Source organism: Undibacterium sp. WLHG33 (assembly GCF_049544815.1).
Lineage (GTDB): Bacteria > Pseudomonadota > Gammaproteobacteria > Burkholderiales > Burkholderiaceae_D > Undibacterium.
On record NZ_CP186697.1, the window covers coordinates 2,358,292 to 2,380,361 of the forward strand.

General features: G+C 48.5%; 22 protein-coding genes. 21 read left to right on the forward strand and 1 reads right to left on the reverse strand.

The genetic code is table 11. The features are described from left to right. Window positions 1-170 precede the first annotated feature (170 nt). Complete coding sequence (locus tag ACOTSW_RS10855; RefSeq protein ID WP_423679108.1) at window positions 171-1,055, forward strand: branched-chain amino acid ABC transporter permease; 885 nt, start codon at window positions 171-173, stop codon at window positions 1,053-1,055. An 11-nt stretch (window positions 1,056-1,066) separates the two neighbouring features. Further along, window positions 1,067-2,047 carry a branched-chain amino acid ABC transporter permease gene (locus ACOTSW_RS10860; RefSeq protein WP_423679109.1) on the forward strand — a complete coding sequence of 327 codons (981 nt, stop codon included), beginning with the start codon at window positions 1,067-1,069 and terminating at the stop codon, window positions 2,045-2,047. A 286-nt stretch (window positions 2,048-2,333) separates the two neighbouring features. Here the strand turns inward: ACOTSW_RS10860 and ACOTSW_RS10865 are convergent, their stop codons facing one another. Beyond that, window positions 2,334-3,491, reverse strand: coding sequence for an iron-containing alcohol dehydrogenase (locus ACOTSW_RS10865; RefSeq protein WP_423679110.1), 1,158 nt, complete (start codon window positions 3,489-3,491; stop codon window positions 2,334-2,336). A gap of 123 nt (window positions 3,492-3,614) precedes the next feature. Between ACOTSW_RS10865 and ACOTSW_RS10870 the strand changes: the two genes are divergently transcribed. The 19 genes from ACOTSW_RS10870 (at window position 3,615) to ACOTSW_RS10960 (ending at window position 21,935) form a co-directional block, all read left to right on the forward strand. After that, complete coding sequence (locus ACOTSW_RS10870) at window positions 3,615-4,376, forward strand: sulfite exporter TauE/SafE family protein (protein WP_423679111.1); 762 nt, start codon at window positions 3,615-3,617, stop codon at window positions 4,374-4,376. Between the two features lie 178 nt (window positions 4,377-4,554). Then, window positions 4,555-6,507 carry a tRNA uridine-5-carboxymethylaminomethyl(34) synthesis enzyme MnmG gene (gene mnmG, locus ACOTSW_RS10875; RefSeq protein ID WP_423679112.1) on the forward strand — a complete coding sequence of 651 codons (1,953 nt, stop codon included), beginning with the start codon at window positions 4,555-4,557 and terminating at the stop codon, window positions 6,505-6,507. Next, window positions 6,504-7,151 carry a 16S rRNA (guanine(527)-N(7))-methyltransferase RsmG gene (rsmG, locus tag ACOTSW_RS10880; protein WP_423679113.1) on the forward strand — a complete coding sequence of 216 codons (648 nt, stop codon included), beginning with the start codon at window positions 6,504-6,506 and terminating at the stop codon, window positions 7,149-7,151. Before mnmG ends, rsmG begins: the two co-directional genes overlap by 4 nt. 18 nt (window positions 7,152-7,169) lie before the next feature. Continuing rightward, on the forward strand, window positions 7,170-7,946 hold the full coding sequence (locus tag ACOTSW_RS10885) for a ParA family protein (protein WP_423679114.1): 777 nt from the start codon (window positions 7,170-7,172) through the stop codon (window positions 7,944-7,946). Between the two features lie 2 nt (window positions 7,947-7,948). After that, a complete protein-coding gene (locus tag ACOTSW_RS10890) occupies window positions 7,949-8,842 on the forward strand; it encodes a ParB/RepB/Spo0J family partition protein (RefSeq protein WP_423679115.1) in 894 nt (297 codons plus the stop codon). Between the two features lie 7 nt (window positions 8,843-8,849). Beyond that, complete coding sequence (locus ACOTSW_RS10895; protein WP_423679116.1) at window positions 8,850-9,410, forward strand: RBBP9/YdeN family alpha/beta hydrolase; 561 nt, start codon at window positions 8,850-8,852, stop codon at window positions 9,408-9,410. Between the two features lie 159 nt (window positions 9,411-9,569). Then, window positions 9,570-9,914, forward strand: coding sequence for an ATP synthase subunit I (locus tag ACOTSW_RS10900; RefSeq protein WP_423679117.1), 345 nt, complete (start codon window positions 9,570-9,572; stop codon window positions 9,912-9,914). Further along, a complete protein-coding gene (gene atpB / locus ACOTSW_RS10905) occupies window positions 9,911-10,732 on the forward strand; it encodes a F0F1 ATP synthase subunit A (RefSeq protein WP_423679118.1) in 822 nt (273 codons plus the stop codon). Before ACOTSW_RS10900 ends, atpB begins: the two co-directional genes overlap by 4 nt. Window positions 10,733-10,809: 77 nt before the next feature. After that, the gene (gene atpE, locus ACOTSW_RS10910; RefSeq protein WP_423679119.1) at window positions 10,810-11,049 is read left to right on the forward strand and encodes a F0F1 ATP synthase subunit C; all 240 of its coding nucleotides are present in this window, start codon (window positions 10,810-10,812) and stop codon (window positions 11,047-11,049) included. A gap of 67 nt (window positions 11,050-11,116) precedes the next feature. Then, on the forward strand, window positions 11,117-11,587 hold the full coding sequence (locus tag ACOTSW_RS10915; protein ID WP_423679120.1) for a F0F1 ATP synthase subunit B: 471 nt from the start codon (window positions 11,117-11,119) through the stop codon (window positions 11,585-11,587). 2 nt (window positions 11,588-11,589) lie between these two features. Further along, window positions 11,590-12,123 (forward strand): F0F1 ATP synthase subunit delta, encoded by a 534-nt coding sequence (locus ACOTSW_RS10920; RefSeq protein ID WP_423679121.1) that lies wholly within the window; start codon window positions 11,590-11,592, stop codon window positions 12,121-12,123. Between the two features lie 25 nt (window positions 12,124-12,148). Then, on the forward strand, window positions 12,149-13,690 hold the full coding sequence (gene atpA / locus ACOTSW_RS10925; protein WP_423679122.1) for a F0F1 ATP synthase subunit alpha: 1,542 nt from the start codon (window positions 12,149-12,151) through the stop codon (window positions 13,688-13,690). A gap of 18 nt (window positions 13,691-13,708) precedes the next feature. Continuing rightward, entirely contained in the window at window positions 13,709-14,578 is an 870-nt protein-coding gene (atpG, locus tag ACOTSW_RS10930) for a F0F1 ATP synthase subunit gamma (RefSeq protein WP_186884086.1), read from the forward strand. A gap of 29 nt (window positions 14,579-14,607) precedes the next feature. Next, a complete protein-coding gene (gene atpD, locus ACOTSW_RS10935) occupies window positions 14,608-16,014 on the forward strand; it encodes a F0F1 ATP synthase subunit beta (protein ID WP_423679123.1) in 1,407 nt (468 codons plus the stop codon). A 76-nt stretch (window positions 16,015-16,090) separates the two neighbouring features. Then, window positions 16,091-16,513, forward strand: coding sequence for a F0F1 ATP synthase subunit epsilon (locus ACOTSW_RS10940; protein ID WP_186884084.1), 423 nt, complete (start codon window positions 16,091-16,093; stop codon window positions 16,511-16,513). An 84-nt stretch (window positions 16,514-16,597) separates the two neighbouring features. Further along, window positions 16,598-17,053, forward strand: coding sequence for a CoA-binding protein (locus ACOTSW_RS10945; RefSeq protein WP_423679124.1), 456 nt, complete (start codon window positions 16,598-16,600; stop codon window positions 17,051-17,053). Between the two features lie 3 nt (window positions 17,054-17,056). Continuing rightward, window positions 17,057-17,881: a PPK2 family polyphosphate kinase gene (locus ACOTSW_RS10950; RefSeq protein ID WP_423679125.1), complete on the forward strand. Its 825-nt coding sequence runs from the start codon at window positions 17,057-17,059 to the stop codon at window positions 17,879-17,881. Window positions 17,882-18,311: 430 nt separating this feature from the next. Next, on the forward strand, window positions 18,312-19,403 hold the full coding sequence (gene hemE, locus ACOTSW_RS10955) for a uroporphyrinogen decarboxylase (RefSeq protein ID WP_423679126.1): 1,092 nt from the start codon (window positions 18,312-18,314) through the stop codon (window positions 19,401-19,403). 495 nt (window positions 19,404-19,898) lie between these two features. Then, the gene (locus ACOTSW_RS10960; protein WP_423679127.1) at window positions 19,899-21,935 is read left to right on the forward strand and encodes a primosomal protein N'; all 2,037 of its coding nucleotides are present in this window, start codon (window positions 19,899-19,901) and stop codon (window positions 21,933-21,935) included. Window positions 21,936-22,070: the final 135 nt, after the last annotated feature.

Below are 22,070 nucleotides of genomic sequence, written 5' to 3' on the forward strand. Positions count from 1 at the left end.
AGAAAAGATTTCCCTGCGCCTGTAACAGGTGCAGGGAAGTTTAAGCTGCTTGTATTGATACATAAACCGGATGTGCGTGGCTGCGTAATTATCGTGAATTGCAACGCAGAAGCACATCCCTTTCCTGACATCTGCCCGCTGATTCTGTGGGTTATTTTCTAAAGAGTGCCATGGAAATATTTGGTATTCCGCTTCAGGCGATGCTGAGCCAGCTGTTGCTGGGCTTGGTCAATGGCTCGTTTTACGCGATGCTGTCTCTCGGACTGGCAGTCATTTTTGGCTTGCTGAATGTGATTAATTTTGCGCATGGTGCGCTGTATATGATGGGCGCATTTCTGGCCTGGATGGGCTTGAATTATTTTGGCGTCAACTACTGGGTGATGCTGATTCTGGCTCCGGTACTGGTCGGTATATTCGGCGTCATCATAGAAAAGACCATGTTGCGCTGGCTGTATAAGCTCGATCATTTATACGGATTGCTGCTGACCTTTGGTATCACCCTGATGCTTGAAGGTATTTTCCGTTCTGTCTATGGTGTGTCCGGGCAACCGTATTCTGTGCCGGATGCCTTAATGGGCGCAACGAATCTCGGTTTTATGATTCTGCCTAACTATCGCGCATGGGTGGTGATTGCCTCGCTCGCAGTCTGTTTTGCGACCTGGTTTGTGATCGAAAAAACTAAACTAGGTGCTTATCTGCGTGCCGGTACAGAAAACCCGAAACTGGTAGAAGCCTTCGGTGTGAATGTGCCGTTGATGGTGACGCTGACGTATGGTTTCGGTGTGGCGCTGGCGGCGTTCGCCGGTGTTCTTGCGGCGCCGGTGATACAGGTGTCGCCGCTGATGGGTTCTAACCTGATTATTACCGTGTTTGCGGTTGTTGTGATCGGTGGTATGGGTTCGATACTCGGTTCCATACTGACGGGGCTGGCACTTGGTGTTATCGAAGGTTTGACGCGTGTGTTTTACCCGGAGTTATCAGCCACAGTGGTCTTCATTGTGATGGCGATCGTACTGATGATTCGCCCTGCTGGCCTGTTCGGCAAAGAAAAATAATCGGAGCTTCTATGAATAAAAAAATTGGCTACGGGATTGCCCTTGCCGTATTGCTGGTGGCACCGTTTTTTGTTTATCCCGTCTTTTTAATGAAGCTGCTGTGCTTTGCTTTGTTTGCTTGTGCTTTTAATTTGCTGATCGGTTTTACCGGCTTGCTGTCATTTGGTCATGCAGCATTTTTTGGTGGTGCAGGTTACATTGCCGGCTGGGCTATCCGTGATGCGGGTTTGCCGACGGAACTGGGTATTGTGCTTGGCGTTCTCGCTGCGGCCCTGATCGGTCTTGTTATGGGGGCATTGGCAATACGGCGACAGGGTATTTATTTCACCATGATTACTCTGGCATTGGCGCAGATGTTGTACTTCGTGTTTTTGCAAGCGAAGTTCACCGGCGGTGAAGATGGCTTGCAAGGCGTCCCACGAGGCAAATTGCTTGGAAGCCTGGATCTGACATCGGATATGGCTTTGTATTACGTGGTGCTGGCAATTGCGATTGCAGGTTTCGCCGTGGTGGTGCGGGCGATTCATTCTCCTTTTGGTCATGTATTGAAAGCGGTGAAAGAAAACGAACCGCGTGCCGTGTCGCTTGGTTACGATGTGGATAAGTACAAACTCGTGGCCTTCGTCTTGTCTGCCGCACTTGCCGGATTAGCTGGCGCGACTAAAACGCTGGTACTCGGTTTTGAGACGCTGACGGACGTGCACTGGACAATGTCAGGCCTCGTGGTGTTAATGACCCTGGTGGGCGGTTTAGGTACCTTGGTGGGCCCGATTGTCGGCGCCATCATTATCATCGCGCTGGAGAATAAACTTGGTGACCTCGGCAATCTGCTGGCGGACTGGACGACGGTTGACTGGTTCCGTAATCTTGGTGATTCCGTCACGATCGTGACAGGGCTGATTTTTATTGTCTGCGTACTGGCGTTCCGTAAAGGAATTGTCGGCGAGTTGAGTGACCGGCTACAGCGCGTACGTAAAGCGAAACTGAGTTGAGCTAGTTCAGATTTTGTCCTGCCGTAAAAAATACCCCGCAAAAGCGGGGTATTTCATTTATGACATCAATTTTAACATAATGTAAAAATAGCAATTAATTTTCATCTTAAGACGAGCCTTCTCTTGCTTATTTCACGTGAAACACGGATGTTATCCACTGCCGGATAAACACAGCTCTTTGTAAAAAACGGATGTCCAATATCCATGATCCCCGCAGCAGGATTATGTAGTGAAACCCACGCAGCTATTCAGTCTTGTCTTTGCTGGTTTTTCAAATAGCTGCAGTTCATAGTGCTGCAGCATAAATTGCCCTTGCGTCGGCGAGGCTGACTTCTCTGGGATTATTTCCCAGCAAACGCGTTTGCAGCATTGCGTCCGCCGCCAGGCGGTCGAGATCGCTCTCAGTAACGCCAACCTGAGTAAGACGGGTTTCGATACCGGTACGCTCAGCGAGGTCTTCCATCGCGGTAATAAGGGCATTGCTGCGTGCTTCTGCGCTGCCCATGGCCTCGGGCGCGATAATTTCAGCGAGTTCCGCATACAGTTCTGCTGCCGCAGGCGCGTTGAAACGCAAGACGTGTGGTAAAACCAGTGAGTTTGATAAACCGTGTGGAACATGGAAGATGCCGCCTATCGGATAGGCGAGCGCATGAACAGCCGCACACGGTGCATTGGCGAATGACTGACCGGCCATCATCGCACCTACCAGCATGGCCTGGCGCGCGGCTAAATTACTGCCATTGCTGCAGGCCTGATCAATGTTATTCCACAATAATTTCAGTGCCTGACGCGCCAGCATGTCAGAAATCGGATTTTTTTTATGGCGCGTTGTATAGGCCTCAATCGCATGCACCATCGCATCAATTCCGGTTGCTGCGGTTACTTTTGCTGGCAATCCTGTCGTTAACGTTGCATCGAGGATGGCGATGTCAGCGTAGAGTTGCGGTGCCACGACCCCCATTTTGGTGGTGTTGCCGGTAGTAACAATAGAGATCGGGGTCACTTCTGAACCCGTGCCTGCCGTTGTCGGAATCTGTATTAAGGGTAAGCGTTCGCCTTTTACATTACCTATTCCATACATGGTCGATAATGGCTGTTCGCTTCCGGCCAGAACGGCGATCAGTTTGGCCACATCCATTGAACTGCCACCTCCGAGGCCGACCACGAGATCGATACCAAGTTTGCGCGCGTTGGCAACCGCCTGCAGGACGACAGCTTCCGGTGGATCGGCAATCACATCCGAAAAAACACTGACCTGGATTTGCTGGCTTTTTATGTTATCGAGAGCCGGTTGCACCAATCCCGTTTTTAGAAATCCGGTATCGGTGACGACCAGCACATGGCGGGCTTCCGGATAGTATTTACGTATGATGTCGCCGCAACGACTGGCCGCACCGGATTCACTGATGAGGTGAGGGACGGTCTGGAATTCGAAATTATTCATGGCACAAGCCTTTCTTGACGGGCAAAAGATAATTGTGTCGGTGTTACCTAAGACTGCGAAGAATTGTTATTCTCCCTAGCTTGCCAGATGTTGTCTGTATTTTGATTAAGGTTAATAAATTTCATGATAGATATGCTTTTGTTGGGACTAGCTGCATTTTTCGCAGGTTTTGTCGATTCGATTGTGGGCGGCGGTGGATTAGTGCAAGTTCCGGCATTGTTTTCTTTTTTTCCAGGCACGACACCAGCAACTTTATTAGGGACAAATAAATTTGCGGGGGTCTGGGGAACGACAGTTGCAGCAAGAAATTATTTGAAGAAGGTGAGGGTGCGCTGGGCAATGTTGGTACCAGCAGCTTTGATGGCTTTTCTTTTTTCTTTTTTTGGGGCGTATCTCGTCACACATATTCCTCCTACCCATTTGCGTAAAACCTTGCCTTTTGTGTTAATCGCTGTTGCTATCTACACGTTTAAAAAAAAGGATTTCGGTTCGGCGGATAAGCCGCTGTTTTCCGGAAATAAGGAAATCCGGTTGGCAATGCTGGTTGCCGCGGCTATTGGGTTTTATGATGGATTTTTCGGCCCGGGAACTGGTAGTTTTTTTATGTTTCTGTTCGTCAGATTTTTTGGCTACGATTTTTTAAGAGCATCGGCTGTCGCGAAGGTATTGAACGTCGCATGTAATGCTGCGGCTTTGTCGTGGTTTGGCTTCAGCGGACATGTCTTGTGGATGCTCGGGGGCTTAATGGCGGTTTGTGGCATAGGCGGGTCTTTACTTGGAACGCATCTCGCTATTAAACATGGTACTGGGTTTGTCAGAAAAATGTTTTTGTTCGTCGTTATCTGCCTGATTTGCAAAACAAGTTACGATGGATTTTTGAGATGATTGTTTCACGTGAAACACAATCTTTGAGATAAAACGAATGTTTATTTATTTAGCCCTATTGTTTCACGTGAAACAGTAGGGCTAAATTTTTTGGCTGTTTTGCTTTGTTAAAAGTGAGTGGGGCGTAAAACAAACTATAATCGAGCCTCGTGCAATCCTTGTTTGTCAGAAGTTAGCTATGTTTTATCCTAAAGAATTCGATGTAATTGTTGTTGGCGGTGGTCACGCCGGTACTGAAGCCGCGCTTGCCTCGGCACGTATGGGGCAGTCCACACTATTATTAAGCCACAATATTGAGACGCTTGGCCAGATGTCCTGCAATCCGTCTATTGGTGGTATTGGTAAGGGACATCTTGTCAAAGAGGTTGATGCACTGGGTGGCGCCATGGCGATTGCGACAGACGAGGCGGGCATCCAATTCCGCATTTTGAATTCATCGAAGGGGCCGGCGGTACGGGCGACACGGGCGCAGGCCGACAGAATTTTATACAAACAAGCGATACGCAGTCGCCTGGAAAATCAGCCTAATCTGTGGTTGTTTCAGCAGGCAGTAGATGATTTGCTGGTGGAGGGTAATCGTGTCGTCGGTGCAGTAACGCAAGTAGGCATACAATTCCGCGCCCGCGCAGTGGTGCTAACCGCAGGTACTTTCTTAGATGGCAAAATTCACGTTGGCCTGAATAATTATTCGGCAGGCAGAGCGGGCGACCCTCCAGCAATTTCTTTATCTGCCAGACTGAAAGAGCTGGCGTTGCCACAAGGCCGTTTGAAAACAGGTACGCCGCCTCGTATTGACGGGCGGAGTATCGATTTTTCTGTGATGCAAGAACAGCCCGGCGATCTTGATCCGGTGCCGGTGTTTTCCTATATGGGTAAGGCCAGTATGCATCCTAAGCAGATGCCGTGCTGGATCACGCATACCAATGAAAAGACACACGATATCATCCGTGCTGGCTTAGACCGCAGCCCGATGTACACAGGGGTGATTGAGGGTGTGGGTCCGCGTTATTGTCCATCTATTGAAGATAAAATCCATCGCTTCGCCAGCAAAGAGTCGCATCAGATTTTCCTTGAGCCAGAAGGTTTGACGACAAACGAGTTCTATCCGAATGGGATCTCCACCAGCTTGCCGTTTGACGTGCAGCTGGATCTGGTACGTTCAATGCGCGGTATGGAAAATGCCTATATCTTGCGTCCGGGCTATGCGATTGAATATGATTATTTCGATCCTCGTGGTTTGAAGTCCTCGCTGGAAACGCGGCAAATTCAGGGCTTGTTCTTTGCTGGTCAGATTAATGGCACCACAGGATACGAAGAGGCTGCAGCTCAAGGGATGCTGGCGGGCCTGAATGCAGCATTGCAAACGCAGGGCAAGGAGGCGTGGGTACCTCGCCGTGATGAGGCTTACCTCGGGGTATTGGTGGATGATCTGATTACTAAAGGTGTACAGGAACCTTACCGGATGTTCACCAGCCGGGCGGAATTCAGATTAAGTCTGCGCGAAGATAACGCTGATATGCGACTGACGGAAATCGGTCGCCAGCTTGGTTGCGTCAGTGATGCGCAATGGCAGATGTTCGAGCAAAAACGTGAAAGTGTTTCACGTGAATTAGAACGCCTGCGCTCAACCTGGGTAAACCCACGTATTTTGGCCGACGCTGAAGCTGAACGTGTCGTCGGTAAGGCTTTAGAGCGCGAATATTCATTGGCAGATTTGCTGCGCCGGCCACAAGTGACCTATGAAAGTCTGATGAGTCTGCAGGGTGTAGAAGGGCAGGCGCTGGCTGGTCCGGGCGTTGACGAAGAGGCCGTCCGAGAGCAGGTTGAGATTCAGATTAAATATGCGGGCTATATTGATCGGCAGGCAAAAGAAGTGGAGCGCCATGCTCATTTTGAAAATCTGAAAATGCCAGTTGGTTTTGATTACATGGAAGTCAGTGGTTTATCGATTGAGGTTCGTCAGAAGCTCAATAAACATCAGCCCGAAACCTTGGGGCAATGTGGGCGTATCTCAGGTGTGACGCCTGCTGCCATTTCTCTGCTGCTCGTGCATTTGAAAAAAAGGGGATTTAAAGAATTTGCGGCAACCCGGGAGCTGGTCGCTGAGGATGCAGGAGACGACGTAGAATGAGTGGTGATTTTTCAGCATTGCGTATGATGCTTGCCAGTGGTATCCAGGAATTAAGTCTCGATTTGAGTGATGCCCAAATCGATAAAATGATTGCCTATTTGATACTATTGTCGAAATGGAATACGGTTTATAACCTGACCGCTATCCGTGATCCTAAAGAAATGGTGAAACAGCATTTGCTGGACTCCCTGTCTGCGGCACCTGCATTTAAAGACGCAAAAAACATTTTGGATGTCGGCGCTGGCGGAGGCTTACCAGGAATGATGCTGGCAATTGCTTATCCTGATATCCGCATTTCCATGATCGATACCGTCAGCAAAAAAACTGCTTTCCTGACGCAAGCAAAAACTGAGCTTGGCCTAAGTAATGTGACGGTCTACACGGGAAGGGTCGAGTCTTTGCAAGTGAAGGAAAAGTTCGACGTCATTACTTCACGTGCATTTTCCGAGCTGTGTAACTTCATTAACTGGTCTGGGCATTTATTGGCTGACGGCGGCGAGTTTATTGCAATGAAAGGCGTTGCTCCTTCAGAGGAAATTGAACGTTTGCCAGAAGGATGGATCGTGACAGATGTGCAAGCGCTGACCGTACCTGGTTTGAAGGCAGAGCGTCATCTGGTCTTTGTCAGGAAAATTGCAGTCTGAAATTCATACGGAACCTTTATGGCGAAAATATTTTGTGTTGCAAATCAAAAAGGTGGTGTCGGAAAAACGACCACCACCGTTAATCTTGCCGCCGGGCTGGCGAAACTGGAACAGCGTGTGTTGCTGGTCGATCTCGATCCGCAAGGCAATGCCACTATGGGAGCCGGCATCAACAAGGCAAAGCTGACAGCGTCTGTTTATGAAGTGTTACTTGGCATGTCCGATGTCGAAACTGCCCGTCAGCGTTCTGAATCGGGCAGGTTTGACGTGCTGCCGGCGAACCGTGAACTGGCTGGTGCCGAAGTTGAGATGGTTGAGCTCGACAACCGTGATAAACGTCTGCGTGATGCGCTTTCTGTCGTTGCCGATGAATATGATTTCGTTCTGATCGACTGTCCTCCTGCTTTGTCTATGCTGACCCTGAATGGTTTATGCGCAGCGCATGGTGTAATTATTCCTATGCAGTGTGAATACTATGCACTCGAAGGTTTGTCAGACCTGGCAAATACCATTAAGAAGGTCTCTGCCAACCTGAACCCTGATCTGAAAATCGTTGGTTTACTGCGTGTCATGTTTGATCCGCGCATGACCTTGTCGCAGCAGGTATCAGATCAATTAGAGCAACATTTTGGCGACAAGGTTTTCAAAACACTGATTCCGCGTAACGTGCGCCTGGCGGAAGCCCCTTCGTATGGTATTCCTGGTGTGGTATTTGACCCTTCATCGAAAGGGGCGCAGGCGTATATCGCGTTCGGTGCAGAAATGGTTGAAAGAATTAAACAATTGGACAAATAAGCATGGTCACAAAAAAACAAAAAGGCTTAGGCCGTGGCTTGGACGCATTATTAGGTGGTGCAGGGGATTTTGCAGAAGCAGTACCCACGGTCAGTGGCGCACCGACGAGCTTGCCGGTAACGCAAATGCAAGCGGGTAAATATCAGCCGCGCACACGCATGGACGAAGGCGCACTGACTGAGCTTGCAGCCTCAATCAAGGCGCAAGGGCTGATGCAACCGATACTGGTGCGTCCGGTAGGGCAAAGTAATGGAGTGATTCGCTACGAAATTATTGCCGGTGAACGCCGTTTCCGCGCCTCACAAATGGCCGGGTTGGATGAAGTACCGGTACTGGTCAAGGATGTTGATGATCAGGCCGCCGCTGCGATGGCATTGATTGAAAACATCCAGCGTGAAGATCTGAATCCTCTCGAGGAAGCGCAAGGCATTCACCGTTTGATTACTGATTTTTCGTTTACGCATGAACAGGCGGCAACGGCAGTCGGACGATCACGCAGTGCCGTGTCGAATTTATTGCGTTTGTTGAACCTGGCAAAGCCCGTACAAACCATGCTGATGGCGGGTGATATTGATATGGGGCATGCACGTTCATTGTTGGCGACGGATGCAGCAACACAGATACAGCTGGCAAATCAGATTGTCGCCAAGCGCATGTCCGTTCGGGAAGCTGAAAAATTAGTTGCAAAAACGACACTTGAGATGAGTTCCGGCGCGAAGCCGCGTGATAAGGCAGAAAAATCGCGCGATATCACCCGCCTTGAGGAAGAATTATCGGATCTCTTAGCGACTCAGGTAAGCCTGAAAATGGGGAGCAAGGGGCGAGGACAGATGTTGATTGATTTCGCCGATCTGGATTCTCTGGATGGCATTATTTTAAAAATTCGTGGTCAATAAATTCAAGATGAAAATTTTTCTTCTGCCGGGTTTGTACAATTCCGGGCCCGGACATTGGCAGAGTTTATGGGAAACATCTTTGCCGGACGCTGAACGTGTCCAGCAAGCGAATTGGGAGCAGCCTGAGCGGGACTTATGGGTGCAGACGTTGTCTACAGCGATTAATGCTTGTGACGACGATGTTGTGTTGGTAGCTCACAGTCTGGGATGCGCGCTGACAGCATGGTGGGTTGCTCATCATTGTAATAGAGATAATTATGAGGGGAAGGTGAAGGGCGCCTTATTGGTCGCGCCACCGGGAGTGAACCGGGAAAATTTTCCTGCACCGAGTTTCGCACCTATGCCTACGGTAAGTTTTCCATTTCCTACGGTCGTCGTTGCCTCTGACGACGATCCCTGGTGTGAAATCGAAGTTGCTGCGAACTGGGCAGGGATCTGGGGGGCTGAATTTCACAATATTGGTGCTTACGGCCACATCAACGGCAGTTCAGGATTAGGCGTCTGGAAGCAAGGTCTGGACTATCTTTCCGGCTTATTGAACAGAATAAAGAAGGGGCAGAAAAATTAAAAATGTCTCATTCTGATGCATTACATCAAACGTTTGACGATGTTACGCACTACCACGTATAATTCCGTGGTTTTGATTGGCGAGGGTTCGCGCTGCCTGATAATATTTTGTGGCTAGCGCTTGAATATCAACAGTCATTTGTAAATAAGCGAGGAAAGCATGGCCCGTATCGTACTGTTGCAGATGGCAACAGCGTTGGTTGTGGCTCTGTTGGCCGGAGTTTTTGGTAACGCTTCACTGGCTTTATCCGCTTTTATTGGTGGAATGTGTTGCTCGCTGCCGAATGCGTTTTTTGCGTTGCGCCTCTATATAGGGACCAAAAAACCTGGTGGAGCAAATCCGATGACATTTTTCATCGGTGAATTTATCAAGATTGCACTGACAATTGCGCTGATGGCTGCGGTTGTCTACTGGTATCACGATGTCAACTGGCCGGCTTTTTTGATCGCCTTCATCGTAGTACTGAAAAGTTATTTTATTTTACTATTTAGACAACGACCATGAGCGCAACTGAGCACGCACCAACCGCGTCAGAATATATTGTCCATCACTTAGGACATTTCTCGACCCATCACCAAGACAAAATCGTTGATTTTTCTATCTTCAATATGGATACCATTTTCTGGTCCATATTTTCCGGCATTGTTGGCAGTCTGCTTTTGTGGCTTGCAGCCCGTAAGGCGACTTCGGGTGTGCCTGGACGCTTCCAGGCTGCTGTTGAGATTCTGGTTGAGATGGTGGAAGAACAATCTAAGAGTATTGTCCACGGTGACCGTAGTTTCATCGCCCCGCTTGCTCTGACTGTGTTTGTATGGGTTGCTCTGATGAACTCACTGGATTTCCTGCCTGTTGATATGTTTTCCGGTTTGTTTGCCCTCTTGGGTGTAGAACATATTTTTACTCACCACCGTGTTGTTCCTACTGCTGACTTGAATGGTACCTTAGGTATTTCTCTCGGCGTACTTGCTCTGATGCTGTACTACAGTGTCAAGATCAAAGGTCTCGGTGGTTTCCTGCATGAATTGGTATCCGCTCCATTCGGTATCAAAATGGCGCCATTTAATCTGATTTTGCAAATGATCGAATTTGCTGCAAAAACCGTTTCTCTCGGTATGCGACTGTTCGGTAACATGTTTGCTGGTGAATTGTTGTTCTTGTTGATCGCTTTGTTGGGTTCGATGGCAACAGTATTTGGTGTGTTTGGTCATCTGGTGGCTGGTTCTATCTGGGCGATCTTCCATATTCTGATTGTGTTCTTACAAGCGTTTATTTTCATGATGCTGACTCTGGTCTACATCGGTCAAGCGCATGAACATCATTAATTGAGTTTTGCAGTAACTGTTTCGATTTGGTTTTTTAGTTTTAGTCTTTTATTATTTTTAACTTTTAAGGAAATGTCATGACTGATTTATCTTTTGTTGCTTTGGCTTGCGGTTTGATCATCGGCTTGGGCGCGATCGGTGCTTGTATCGGTATCGCTCTGATGGGTGGTAAGTACCTCGAAGCATCTGCTCGTCAACCAGAATTGATGAACACATTGCAAACTAAGATGTTCCTGTTGGCTGGTCTGATCGACGCGGCGTTCCTGATTGGTGTTGGTATCGCGATGTTGTTCGCATTTGCTAACCCATTCAAATAATCAGTTTTTCCTTCTACTGCCGGAAGCAATGTGCTTTCGGCTTGATCCATTTAGATAAGGAATTACCGTGAACTTAAACGCAACATTGTTCGTTCAGTTTGGGGTTTTCTTCATCTTGGCAATGTTCACAATGAAGTTTGTGTGGCCGCCACTGATGAACGCTCTCGACGAGCGTGCGAAGAAAATCGCAGACGGACTGGCTGCAGCCGACAAAGCGCGTCAGACTTTGCAAGATGGCGCAAAAGAAGCGCAAGCTGCATTGAACAGCGCCCGTGAAGAAGGCCAGAAGCAGATCATCAACGCTGAAAAACGCGCAGCTCTGATCGTGGATGAAGCCAAAAATACTGCCGCTGCTGAAGCTGCCCGCATTATTGCTGCTGCAAAAGCTGATGCTGAAAACCAGATGACTAAAGCGCGCGAAGAATTGCGTGACCAGGTTGCTACCTTGGCAGTCAAAGGCGCAGAGCAAATTCTGAAACGTGAAGTCAATGCATCCGCTCACGCAGATCTGTTGAATCAACTGAAAACCGAGCTGTAATCATGGCCGAACTCGCAACGATCGCTCGTCCTTACGCAGAAGCGCTGTTTCGTGTTGCCCTGACCGGTAACCTGTCCGCCTGGTCGGATCTGGTTGCCGAAATGGCACAGGCTGGTGCGCATCCCGATGTACAAGCTCTTGCACACAACCCTAAAGTCTCGGCTTCTCAAAAAGCTGAGATTTTCCTGTCTGCGCTCAAATCTCCAGTGACTGCTGAAGCGAAAAACTTCATCAGTACACTCGCTGACTATGATCGCCTGACTTTGCTGCCCGAAATCGCTTTCCAGTTCCATGCATTGAAAAACGCCCACGAAGGTGCGGCAGATGCAGAGGTAACCAGCGCATTTGAATTGTCGGCAGCTCAGTTGAGCGACCTAGCGATTACATTGGAAAAGAAATTTGGCCGCAAGTTGCATCCTACCGTCAAAGTAGATCCTGCTTTGATCGGTGGTGTGCGCATCGTGGTTGGTGATCAGGTGCTTGACACGTCGGTTCGCGCTAAGCTGCAAAAAATGCACTCAGCCCTGACCGCGTAAGAACGTATAAATATTAGGAGTTAGTATGCAACTCAACCCATCTGAAATCAGCGAGCTGATCAAGAGCCGGATTCAAGGCCTTGGTGAAACTGCTGAGATTCGTAATCAAGGTACGGTTATTTCCGTTACCGACGGTATCTGCCGCATCCACGGTCTGTCTGACGCGATGCAAGGTGAGATGCTGGAATTCCCAGGCAATACATTTGGTCTGGCATTGAATCTGGAACGTGATTCTGTTGGTGCCGTTATTCTCGGTGACTACGAGCATATTTCCGAAGGCGATACAGTCAAATGTACTGGTCGTATTCTGGAAGTACCTATCGGTCCTGAACTGCGTGGTCGTGTTGTTAACGCGTTGGGTCAGCCTATCGACGGTAAAGGTCCTGTCAACGCGAAATTGTCTGCACCTATCGAAAAGATCGCTCCAGGCGTTATTGCTCGTCAGTCTGTTTCTGAGCCTATGCAAACAGGTATCAAGTCAATTGACGCGATGGTTCCTGTTGGTCGCGGTCAGCGCGAATTGATCATTGGCGATCGTCAGACTGGTAAAACAGCTGTTGCGATTGATGCTGTGATCAATCAAAAAGGTCAGAACGTTACCTGTATCTATGTCGCGATCGGTCAAAAAGCTTCTTCCGTTAAAAACGTTGTGCGTGCTCTCGAAGCGCACGGCGCGATGGAGTACACCATTGTTGTTGCGGCGACTGCGGCTGAATCTGCAGCGATGCAATACGTCTCCGCTTACTCCGGTTGCGCCATGGGCGAATACTTCCGTGACCGCGGTGAAGATGCATTGATCATCTATGATGACTTGTCTAAACAAGCCGTTGCTTACCGTCAGGTTTCCCTGTTGCTGCGCCGCCCACCAGGCCGTGAAGCTTATCCAGGTGACGTGTTCTATCTGCATTCTCGTTTGCTGGAACGTGCAGCACGTGTTAACCCAGACTACGTTGAAGCATTCACTAAAGGTGAAGTCAAAGGCAAAACAGGTTCATTGACAGCATTGCCTATCATTGAAACTCAGGCTGGTGACGTTTCTGCTTTCGTCCCGACTAACGTCATTTCGATTACTGACGGTCAGATCTTCCTGGAAACATCCCTGTTCAACTCTGGTATTCGTCCAGCGATTAACGCGGGTATTTCTGTGTCTCGTGTTGGTGGTGCTGCTCAGACTAAGGTTATTAAAAACCTGTCCGGTGGTATTCGTACCGACTTAGCGCAGTATCGTGAATTGGCAGCATTTGCTCAGTTCGCATCTGACCTCGATGAGTCCACACGTAAGCAGCTGGATCGCGGTGCGCGTGTTACAGAATTGCTCAAGCAAGCACAGTATGCTCCATTGCCGATTTCTCTGATGGCGGCCTCCCTGTTCGCAGTAAACAAGGGCTACCTGGATGATGTCGAAGTGAAGAAAGTATTGTCTTTCGAAGCTGGTCTGCATAACTACCTGAAGACTAGCCACGCAGCATTGCTCGCTAAGATTGAAGAAACCAAGCAACTCGATAAAGATGGTGAAGCCACTTTGTCAGCAGCTGTTGCTGATTTCAAAAAATCTGGCGCGTACTGATCTTAACTGGAGCTAAACATGGCCTCAGGCAAAGAGATACGTGGCAAGATCAAAAGTGTAGAAAACACGAAAAAGATCACCAAGGCGATGGAAATGGTCGCCGCATCCAAAATGCGTAAAGCGCAGGACCGGATGCGTGCAGCCCGCCCTTACAGTGAAAAAATTCGTAATATCACTGCGAACTTGTCACAAGCGAATCCTGAGTACACGCATCCTTTCATGGTTCAGCAAGATCAGTCCAAGAAGGTTGGACTGATCGTTGTGACAACTGACAAGGGTTTATGCGGTGGCCTGAATACGAACGTATTGCGTTTGGTCACCAACAAACTGCGTGAACTAGAAGCTAAGGGTTCAAAGATAGAAGCGGTCGCAATTGGTAATAAAGGTCTTGGTTTCCTGAATCGTATTGGGGCACCAGTCGTATCGCATGCGGTACAACTGGGTGATACTCCTCATCTCGACAAACTGATCGGTCCGGTAAAAGTATTACTGGATGCTTATCAGGAAGGCAAACTGGACGCGGTTTATCTGAGTTATACCAAGTTCATTAACACCATGAAGCAAGAGCCGGTCATTGAGCAATTATTGCCGCTGACATCGGACAAACTGGCGACAGATAAAAATGCCCATTCCTGGGATTATCTGTACGAGCCAGATGCGGCGACGGTCATTGATGAATTGCTGATACGCTATGTTGAAGCGCTGATTTTCCAGGCAGTCGCAGAAAACATGGCATCTGAACAGTCGGCCCGTATGGTGGCGATGAAGTCGGCAAGTGATAACGCAGGTAACGTAATTGGCGAACTGAAACTGGTTTACAACAAAACCCGTCAAGCCGCTATTACCAAAGAGCTCTCCGAGATCGTCGCCGGCGCGGCAGCGGTCTAAACTGAATACTAATTATTGAAGGAACGAACATGGCTAATGGCAAAATCGTTCAGTGTATCGGCGCTGTGGTGGACGTTGAGTTTCCACGCGACGCGATGCCTAAAGTTTACGATGCCTTGAAAATGGAAGGCTCCGACCTGACTCTGGAAGTTCAGCAGCAATTGGGTGACGGCATAGTCCGTACGATTGCGCTGGGTACTTCTGACGGTCTGCGTCGCGGCATGATGATTTCCAACACCGGCAACCCTATCATGGTCCCAACTGGCAAAGCAACGCTGGGTCGTATCATGGACGTACTGGGTAACCCTATCGATGAATGCGGTCCTGTCAGCCACGCGCAGACAGCATCGATTCACCGTAAAGCACCTGCTTACGACGAACTGTCTCCATCGCAAGAATTGCTGGAAACCGGTATTAAAGTTATTGATCTGGTTTGCCCATTCGCTAAAGGTGGTAAGGTCGGTCTGTTTGGTGGTGCGGGTGTGGGTAAAACCGTGAACATGATGGAACTGATCAACAACATCGCTAAAGCACACAGCGGTTTGTCCGTGTTTGCCGGTGTTGGTGAACGTACTCGTGAAGGTAATGACTTCTATCACGAAATGGCTGACGCAAAAGTGGTTGATCTGGAAAACCCAGAAAACTCCAAAGTTGCGATGGTGTACGGTCAGATGAATGAACCACCGGGTAACCGTCTGCGCGTTGCTCTGACAGGCCTGACGATTGCTGAAGGTTTCCGTGACGAAGGCAAAGACGTTTTGTTCTTCGTGGATAACATCTATCGTTATACACTGGCCGGTACCGAAGTTTCCGCGCTGTTGGGTCGTATGCCTTCTGCTGTGGGTTATCAACCGACACTGGCTGAAGAAATGGGCCGTCTGCAAGAGCGTATTACATCGACTAAAACTGGTTCGATCACATCGATCCAAGCTGTTTATGTTCCAGCCGATGACTTGACCGATCCATCTCCTGCGACAACGTTTGCTCACTTGGATTCCACCGTTGTTCTGTCCCGTGACATCGCTTCTCTGGGTATTTACCCAGCGGTTGATCCACTGGATTCAACATCCCGTCAGCTGGACCCACAAGTGGTTGGTGCAGAACACTATGAAACAGCACGCGCTGTTCAGGGTACGCTGCAACGCTACAAAGAATTGCGTGACATCATCGCGATTCTGGGTATGGATGAATTGGCACCTGAAGACAAACTGATCGTTGCCCGTGCACGTAAAATGCAACGTTTCCTGTCTCAGCCTTTCCACGTTGCTGAAGTATTTACCGGTGCTCCAGGTAAATATGTTTCACTGAAAGATACGATCAAGGGCTTCAAAATGATCGCTTCCGGTGAACTCGATCACCTGCCAGAACAAGCGTTCTATATGGTTGGTACTATCGACGAAGCAATCGAAAAAGCGAAAAAACTGGCTGCTGCTTAATTGTCAGCATCGTGGTGCGACAGAGTTGAATCAACTGAGTCGCACCCCAGCTTTTAGCGAATAAAAAGGGTCGAACATGGCACACACTATTCACGTTGACGTTGTTTCTGCGGAAGAGTTGATCTTTTCCGGTGAAGCCGAATTCGTCGCGTTGCCGGGTGAGGCTGGTGAATTGGGTATTTACCCAAAACATACGCCACTGATTACCCGTATCAAACCGGGCGCAGTGCGCATCAAGGTTCCGGGCAAGACTGAAGACGAATTTGTATTCGTTGCCGGTGGCCTGCTTGAAGTGCAACCAGATACAGTGACTGTTCTGGCAGATACTGCGATTCGCGGTCATGATCTGGACGAAGCCAAAGCCGTTGAAGCCAAAAAACTGGCGGAAGAAGCATTGGTTAATCGTGATTCCAAAATTGACTATGCGCAAGCACAGGCAGAGTTGGCATCAGCGATCGCACAGTTGGCAGCGATACAGAAATTGCGTCAAAAGCGTTAACTCGTTTGCGTTCTTAACTATCGCGACGAAGGCAATACAACAAAAAGGCAGCTTTGGCTGCCTTTTTGTTTTACAGGAGTATGAATGAATTTAGTTACGATCAACGACCCGGACGCTATTTCCGCAATACTTAACTCAAGCAAAAATATTGCTGTTGTCGGCCTCTCCCCCAAGCAACACCGGGCGAGTTATATGGTCGCTGCTTATATGCAAGCGTATGGCTACCGGATTATTCCGGTTAACCCCGTCTATGCTGGCGACATGATACTCGGTGAGCTTTGCTACCCGGACCTGATCGAGGCGGCGGTTGTTAATTCTATCGATATTGTTGACTGCTTCAGAAATGCTGACGATATTCCACCGATTGCCGAACAAGCGAAGACTATATCTGCGCCATGTCTGTGGATGCAATCGGGTATAGTCAATGCCAATATCGCTGCTGAGTTACAGGCAGCAGGTATGTTTGTGGTGATGGACCGATGTTTGAAAATTGAACATCAGATCCGTCACAGCCACCATGCAGATAAATTAAGTGGGTAAATTATGATGATTGCGGATCAGTTCAGGGTGAAATCAGGTTTAGTCCTAAAAGAAACAGATGCGAACCGTAAGCTTCTTGGCGCGGCAGCTACCGCTCAAATTGATGCAAAATCGATAGACAAACTTCAGACATTTAATCTTGCCGAGAAGATTGCAGATTTGCAAAATGTTTTCGTGGCTTCAAAAAATCCCAAATTACTGATCATCTTGCAAGGAATGGATACGTCCGGGAAAGACGGTACAGTCAAGGGTGTGTTCGGACAGATTAATCCGCTGGGTGCGAGGACTGTAGCATTTAAGGCACCGAGTCAGGCAGAGAAAGACCGCGACTATTTATGGCGCATACACCGTGAGGTGCCTGCGAAAGGCGAAATTGTCATTTTTAATCGCAGCCATTACGAGGACGTTCTGATCAGCAAAGTGCACGGCTGGATTGATGAAGCGGAATGTATCAGGCGTTATGCCCACATCCGTGAATTCGAGCGTATGTTGACCGAAACAGGAACCACCATTCTGAAGTTTTTCTTACACATATCTAAAGCGGAGCAAAAAAGGCGACTGGAAGAACGTTTAGCTGATCCCGAAAAACACTGGAAGTTTGATTTACAGGATCTCGCTGAGCGCCAATACTGGGATGCGTATCAACACGCTTACGAGGCAGCCCTCAGCGCTACGGACACCGATGCGGCACCCTGGTATGTCATTCCATCTGATTCCAAGACGCAGCGTAATCTGGCTATCGCCAGTATTGTTCTGGAAAAACTGGAAAGTATGAAGTTGAAATATCCTCCGCCGAATCCCGATTATGCAAAAATCAGGGTCGAGTAAGTCAGGCGGTACAGCAAGGTCATCGTCTGTAATTGAGAAAGGCGCTGTAAAAAGGCGTAAAGCATCCCTGTGATGATAGGTAAGTTTTTTAAAATCTCATTGACAATTGGACTTATGCACAAGCTATTACAAATATGTTTTTGAGGAAATTTTTCTTTATCGCAAGTGATATAAAATAAATCGATTAAAATCAATAAGTTACGATCATATTTTGTTAACTATATTTAACAGTCAAAGCTAAATGCGAAAATAGATAAAGCTATCCACAAAGTTATCCACAATTTATCTCACTGGTATTGCGTAACTATTGCGCCACTTGCGTAAGATCAGATGATGTTCGATGCAGCTTAGGCGATAATGTCAGCTATTCCGAGGTTTCGCAGTGTTTTCGGTAACTTCACAAAATTAAAACAGTGTTCTGAAAGTCAACATGTCCCACAATTTTTCTCCTCTCAAAAACGATACCTTCATCAGAGCTCTGCTGCGCCAGGAGACTGAATATACGCCATTGTGGCTGATGCGCCAGGCTGGACGCTATCTGCCCGAATACCGCGCTACTCGCAAAGGCGCAGGTTCGTTTATGAATCTTGCAAAGAATCCACAATTTGCGACGGAAGTTACTTTGCAGCCGATAGACCGCTTTGCGTTGGATGCGGCTATCCTGTTTTCAGATATTTTGACCGTCCCGGACGCGATGGGGCTGGGTCTTTATTTTGAAGAAGGTGAGGGGCCAAAATTTGAACGGCCGTTAAAAGACGAAAAAGACGTTCTGGCATTAAAAGTCCCTGAAGAAGGCAGCCTGCAATATGTGTTTGATGCCGTAACGCAGATCCGGACTGCACTTGATGGCAGAGTACCGCTGATCGGTTTCTCCGGCAGTCCGTGGACCCTCGCTTGTTATATGGTAGAAGGACATGGGTCACGTGAATTCCATACGGTCAAGACCATGTTGTATAAACGTCCTGATCTGATGCACCACATTTTACGGGTCAATGCAGAAGCGGTCGCCAGCTATTTGAATGCGCAAATCGACGCGGGAGCGCAGGCAGTCATGATTTTCGATAGCTGGGGTGGTGCGTTGGCTGACGCAGCCTATCAGGAGTTCTCACTGAACTACATGCAGGACATCGTCAATAAATTGCAAAAAGAAAAAGACGGAAAACGTATTCCATCGATTGTTTTTACAAAAGGCGGTGGTTTGTGGCTGGAAAAAATTGCGGCTAGCGGTGCCGATGCTGTTGGCTTGGATTGGACCGTCAATCTCGGACAAGCGCGGGCCAAGGTCGGTGATAAAGTAGCGCTGCAGGGCAATCTTGACCCCGCGATTTTATTTGCAGAACCAGAGCAAATTCGTCAGCAGGTTATACAAACACTGGATAGTTACGGTACTCCTGCAGCGGGTCATGGGCATGTATTCAATCTTGGCCATGGAATTTCACAATTTACCTCACCGGATTCCGTGAGCGTCCTGGTCGAGACTGTGCACGACTACAGTCGTAGCCAGCGCCAAAAAGTAGCATAAGTAATGGTATCCAAGTGCTCAATGATTGAAGATGCACTTTGGGTATGCATGACAAAATAAATAGAAAAGCCGGCATTTAAAATTTCGTTTCTTGGATATCCCGGCTGTTGCTGATCAGGTCAGCATGTTGCTTTGCAAAACCTTGTATTCATGCCCTTTTCAAGCCTAAAATCAGTGGAAAACCAAGCCATACAAAGAGATTTATGGCATGAAACCTGGCTTGATTTATCTTACTTATGCACAAATTCAGGGCAATTGGAAAAAACTTTAAAAAATATTTTTAAGTAAGCTAATGATTTTCGTAACTCATTGATTTTAAATGATAAATTAATTTGCCTTCAGAATGAGCATTTTGTTGAAACCCGCGTAAACCTTAGCAAAAAGCGATGTCAATAGACCTTTACCCACAAAGTTATCCACAGAAATTGTGGATAACTGACAAAGTACTCATAAAATCAATGCTTAACGTCATTTTTTACGAAAAAAACTAGACACGTGACAGCTCTTTTCCTGCGTGTCGCGTTAGATACACCGCTTGACACTTTCTTTGATTACCGCTGGGATTCCCCGTCAGATGAGACGAATGTATCCAGTCCTCCACGCGTAGGGCAATTGGTACTGGTGCCGTTTGGTCGCCAGGAAATGACAGGTATCATCGTTGATATCGTAAAAACAACAATGGTGCCAGCAGATAAGTTACGTGATGTGATCGCGGTGCGTAGTGCACTTCCAGCATTGAATGCGGAATGGCTGGCGTTGATAAAGTTTGCGGCGGAGTATTATCAGCGACCCTTGGGGGAAGTGGCTTTACCTGCCTTACCTAAGAATTTAAAAGCATCGAAAACCGTCTCTCTGGACCGCGCACTGAAGAAATTAGCCAAGTTAACGGTTTCTGAAAATACTGTCGCACAAGCGGAACCGGTGCTCAATACAGAGCAACAGGCGGCAGTCGATACGATAACGCACACCCGCGAATTTAGTCCCTATCTGTTGTTCGGCGTGACAGGTAGTGGAAAAACAGAAGTGTACTTGCAGTCAGCAGCCAGAATTCTGGCTGAGTCAGCGACCGGACAAATATTAATTCTGGTGCCGGAAATTAATCTGACACCACAATTTGAGGCCAGGATACGTGACCGCTTTCCCTGCATACTGTTGGCGACTTTACACAGCGGCATGGCTGAGGGCGAACGCTTGCTGCACTGGCTGGCGGCACATCAGGGCAGGGCGCGGATTGTATTAGGCACGCGTCTGGCAATGCTGGCATCGATGCCGGATTTAAGACTGATCATCGTTGATGAAGAGCACGACCCATCGTATAAGCAGCAGGAAGGTTTGCGCTATTCCGCGCGTGATCTGGCAATATGGCGCGCGCATCAGTTGCGAATTCCTGTTGTGCTGGGGTCGGCAACGCCATCGCTTGAGAGTTGGCACGGAGCGCAAAGTGGGCGTTATCGCTTGCTGGAATTACATGAGCGTGCGGTCAAAGACGCTGTGTTGCCAGTTGTCAAAATCATCAATCTGGAACGCGAAAAACCGAGTGAAGGTTTAACGCCAAGATTGATCACCTCTATTTGTCAGCGTTTGGAGAAGGGTGAGCAGTCACTACTTTTTCTCAACCGGCGTGGCTACGCACCTGTGCTGGCCTGTGATGCTTGTGGCTGGATCAGTAACTGCACGCGGTGTACCGCTCATCTTGTGTTACATAAAGGCGATCATCGTCTGCGTTGCCACCACTGCGGGCTGGAGCAACGTATACCCCGTTCCTGTCCGACGTGCGGCAATATCGATTTACAGCCGCTGGGTCGCGGCACACAAAGGTTGGAAGAGACACTGGCAAACATTTTCCCGGAGGCGCGGGTATTTCGCATCGATGCTGATTCGACCCGCCTGAAAGGCAGCGCGGCAGCCGCCTTTGAGCGGGTACATGACGGCGAGGTCGATATTTTGATCGGCACCCAGATGGTTGCCAAAGGACATGACTTCAAACGCCTGACCCTGGTTGCGGCGTTGAACCCGGATGCCGCTTTGTTTTCTCAGGATTACCGTGCCAGCGAGCGCCTGTTTGCCCAACTGATGCAGGTATCGGGGCGTGCCGGCAGAACAGCACAAAAGGAGGGCGGCAGTATCTCTGAAGTGCTGGTTCAGACGCGTTACCCTGATCATCCTTTGTATCACGCGCTGATGGCGCACAACTATCAGAGTTTCGCGACCGATTTATTGCAGGAACGCCAGCAGGCTCAACTGCCACCGTTTATGTATCAGGCTTTGTTGCGTGCGGAGGCGCGTGAGTTAGCGACAGCAATAGAATTTTTGCAGCAGGCTGCAAGCTGCACTCAACATATCGGCATCACGATCAATGATCCGATTCCCATGACCATGACCAGAGTTGCGAATGTCGATCGCGCCCAATTATTGGTTGAGTCGGTTTCGCGTCCTGCATTGCAGGCGTTTGTCAAAGAATGGATAGCGAATTTGCGGGCAATGAAGAGCCGCGTGAAGTGGTCGGTAGAAATCGATCCTGTGGACATCTGAGACCGTTTTGCCAAGCGGTTGCAGTGTCGCCGATTTCATTTTCAGGAATGCCCAGCATACCCGACATTACAGTTATTCTGATCTTTAATTTTCATTAAACCGTAAAGCCATAAAGAAAAAACCCCCGTTATTGCT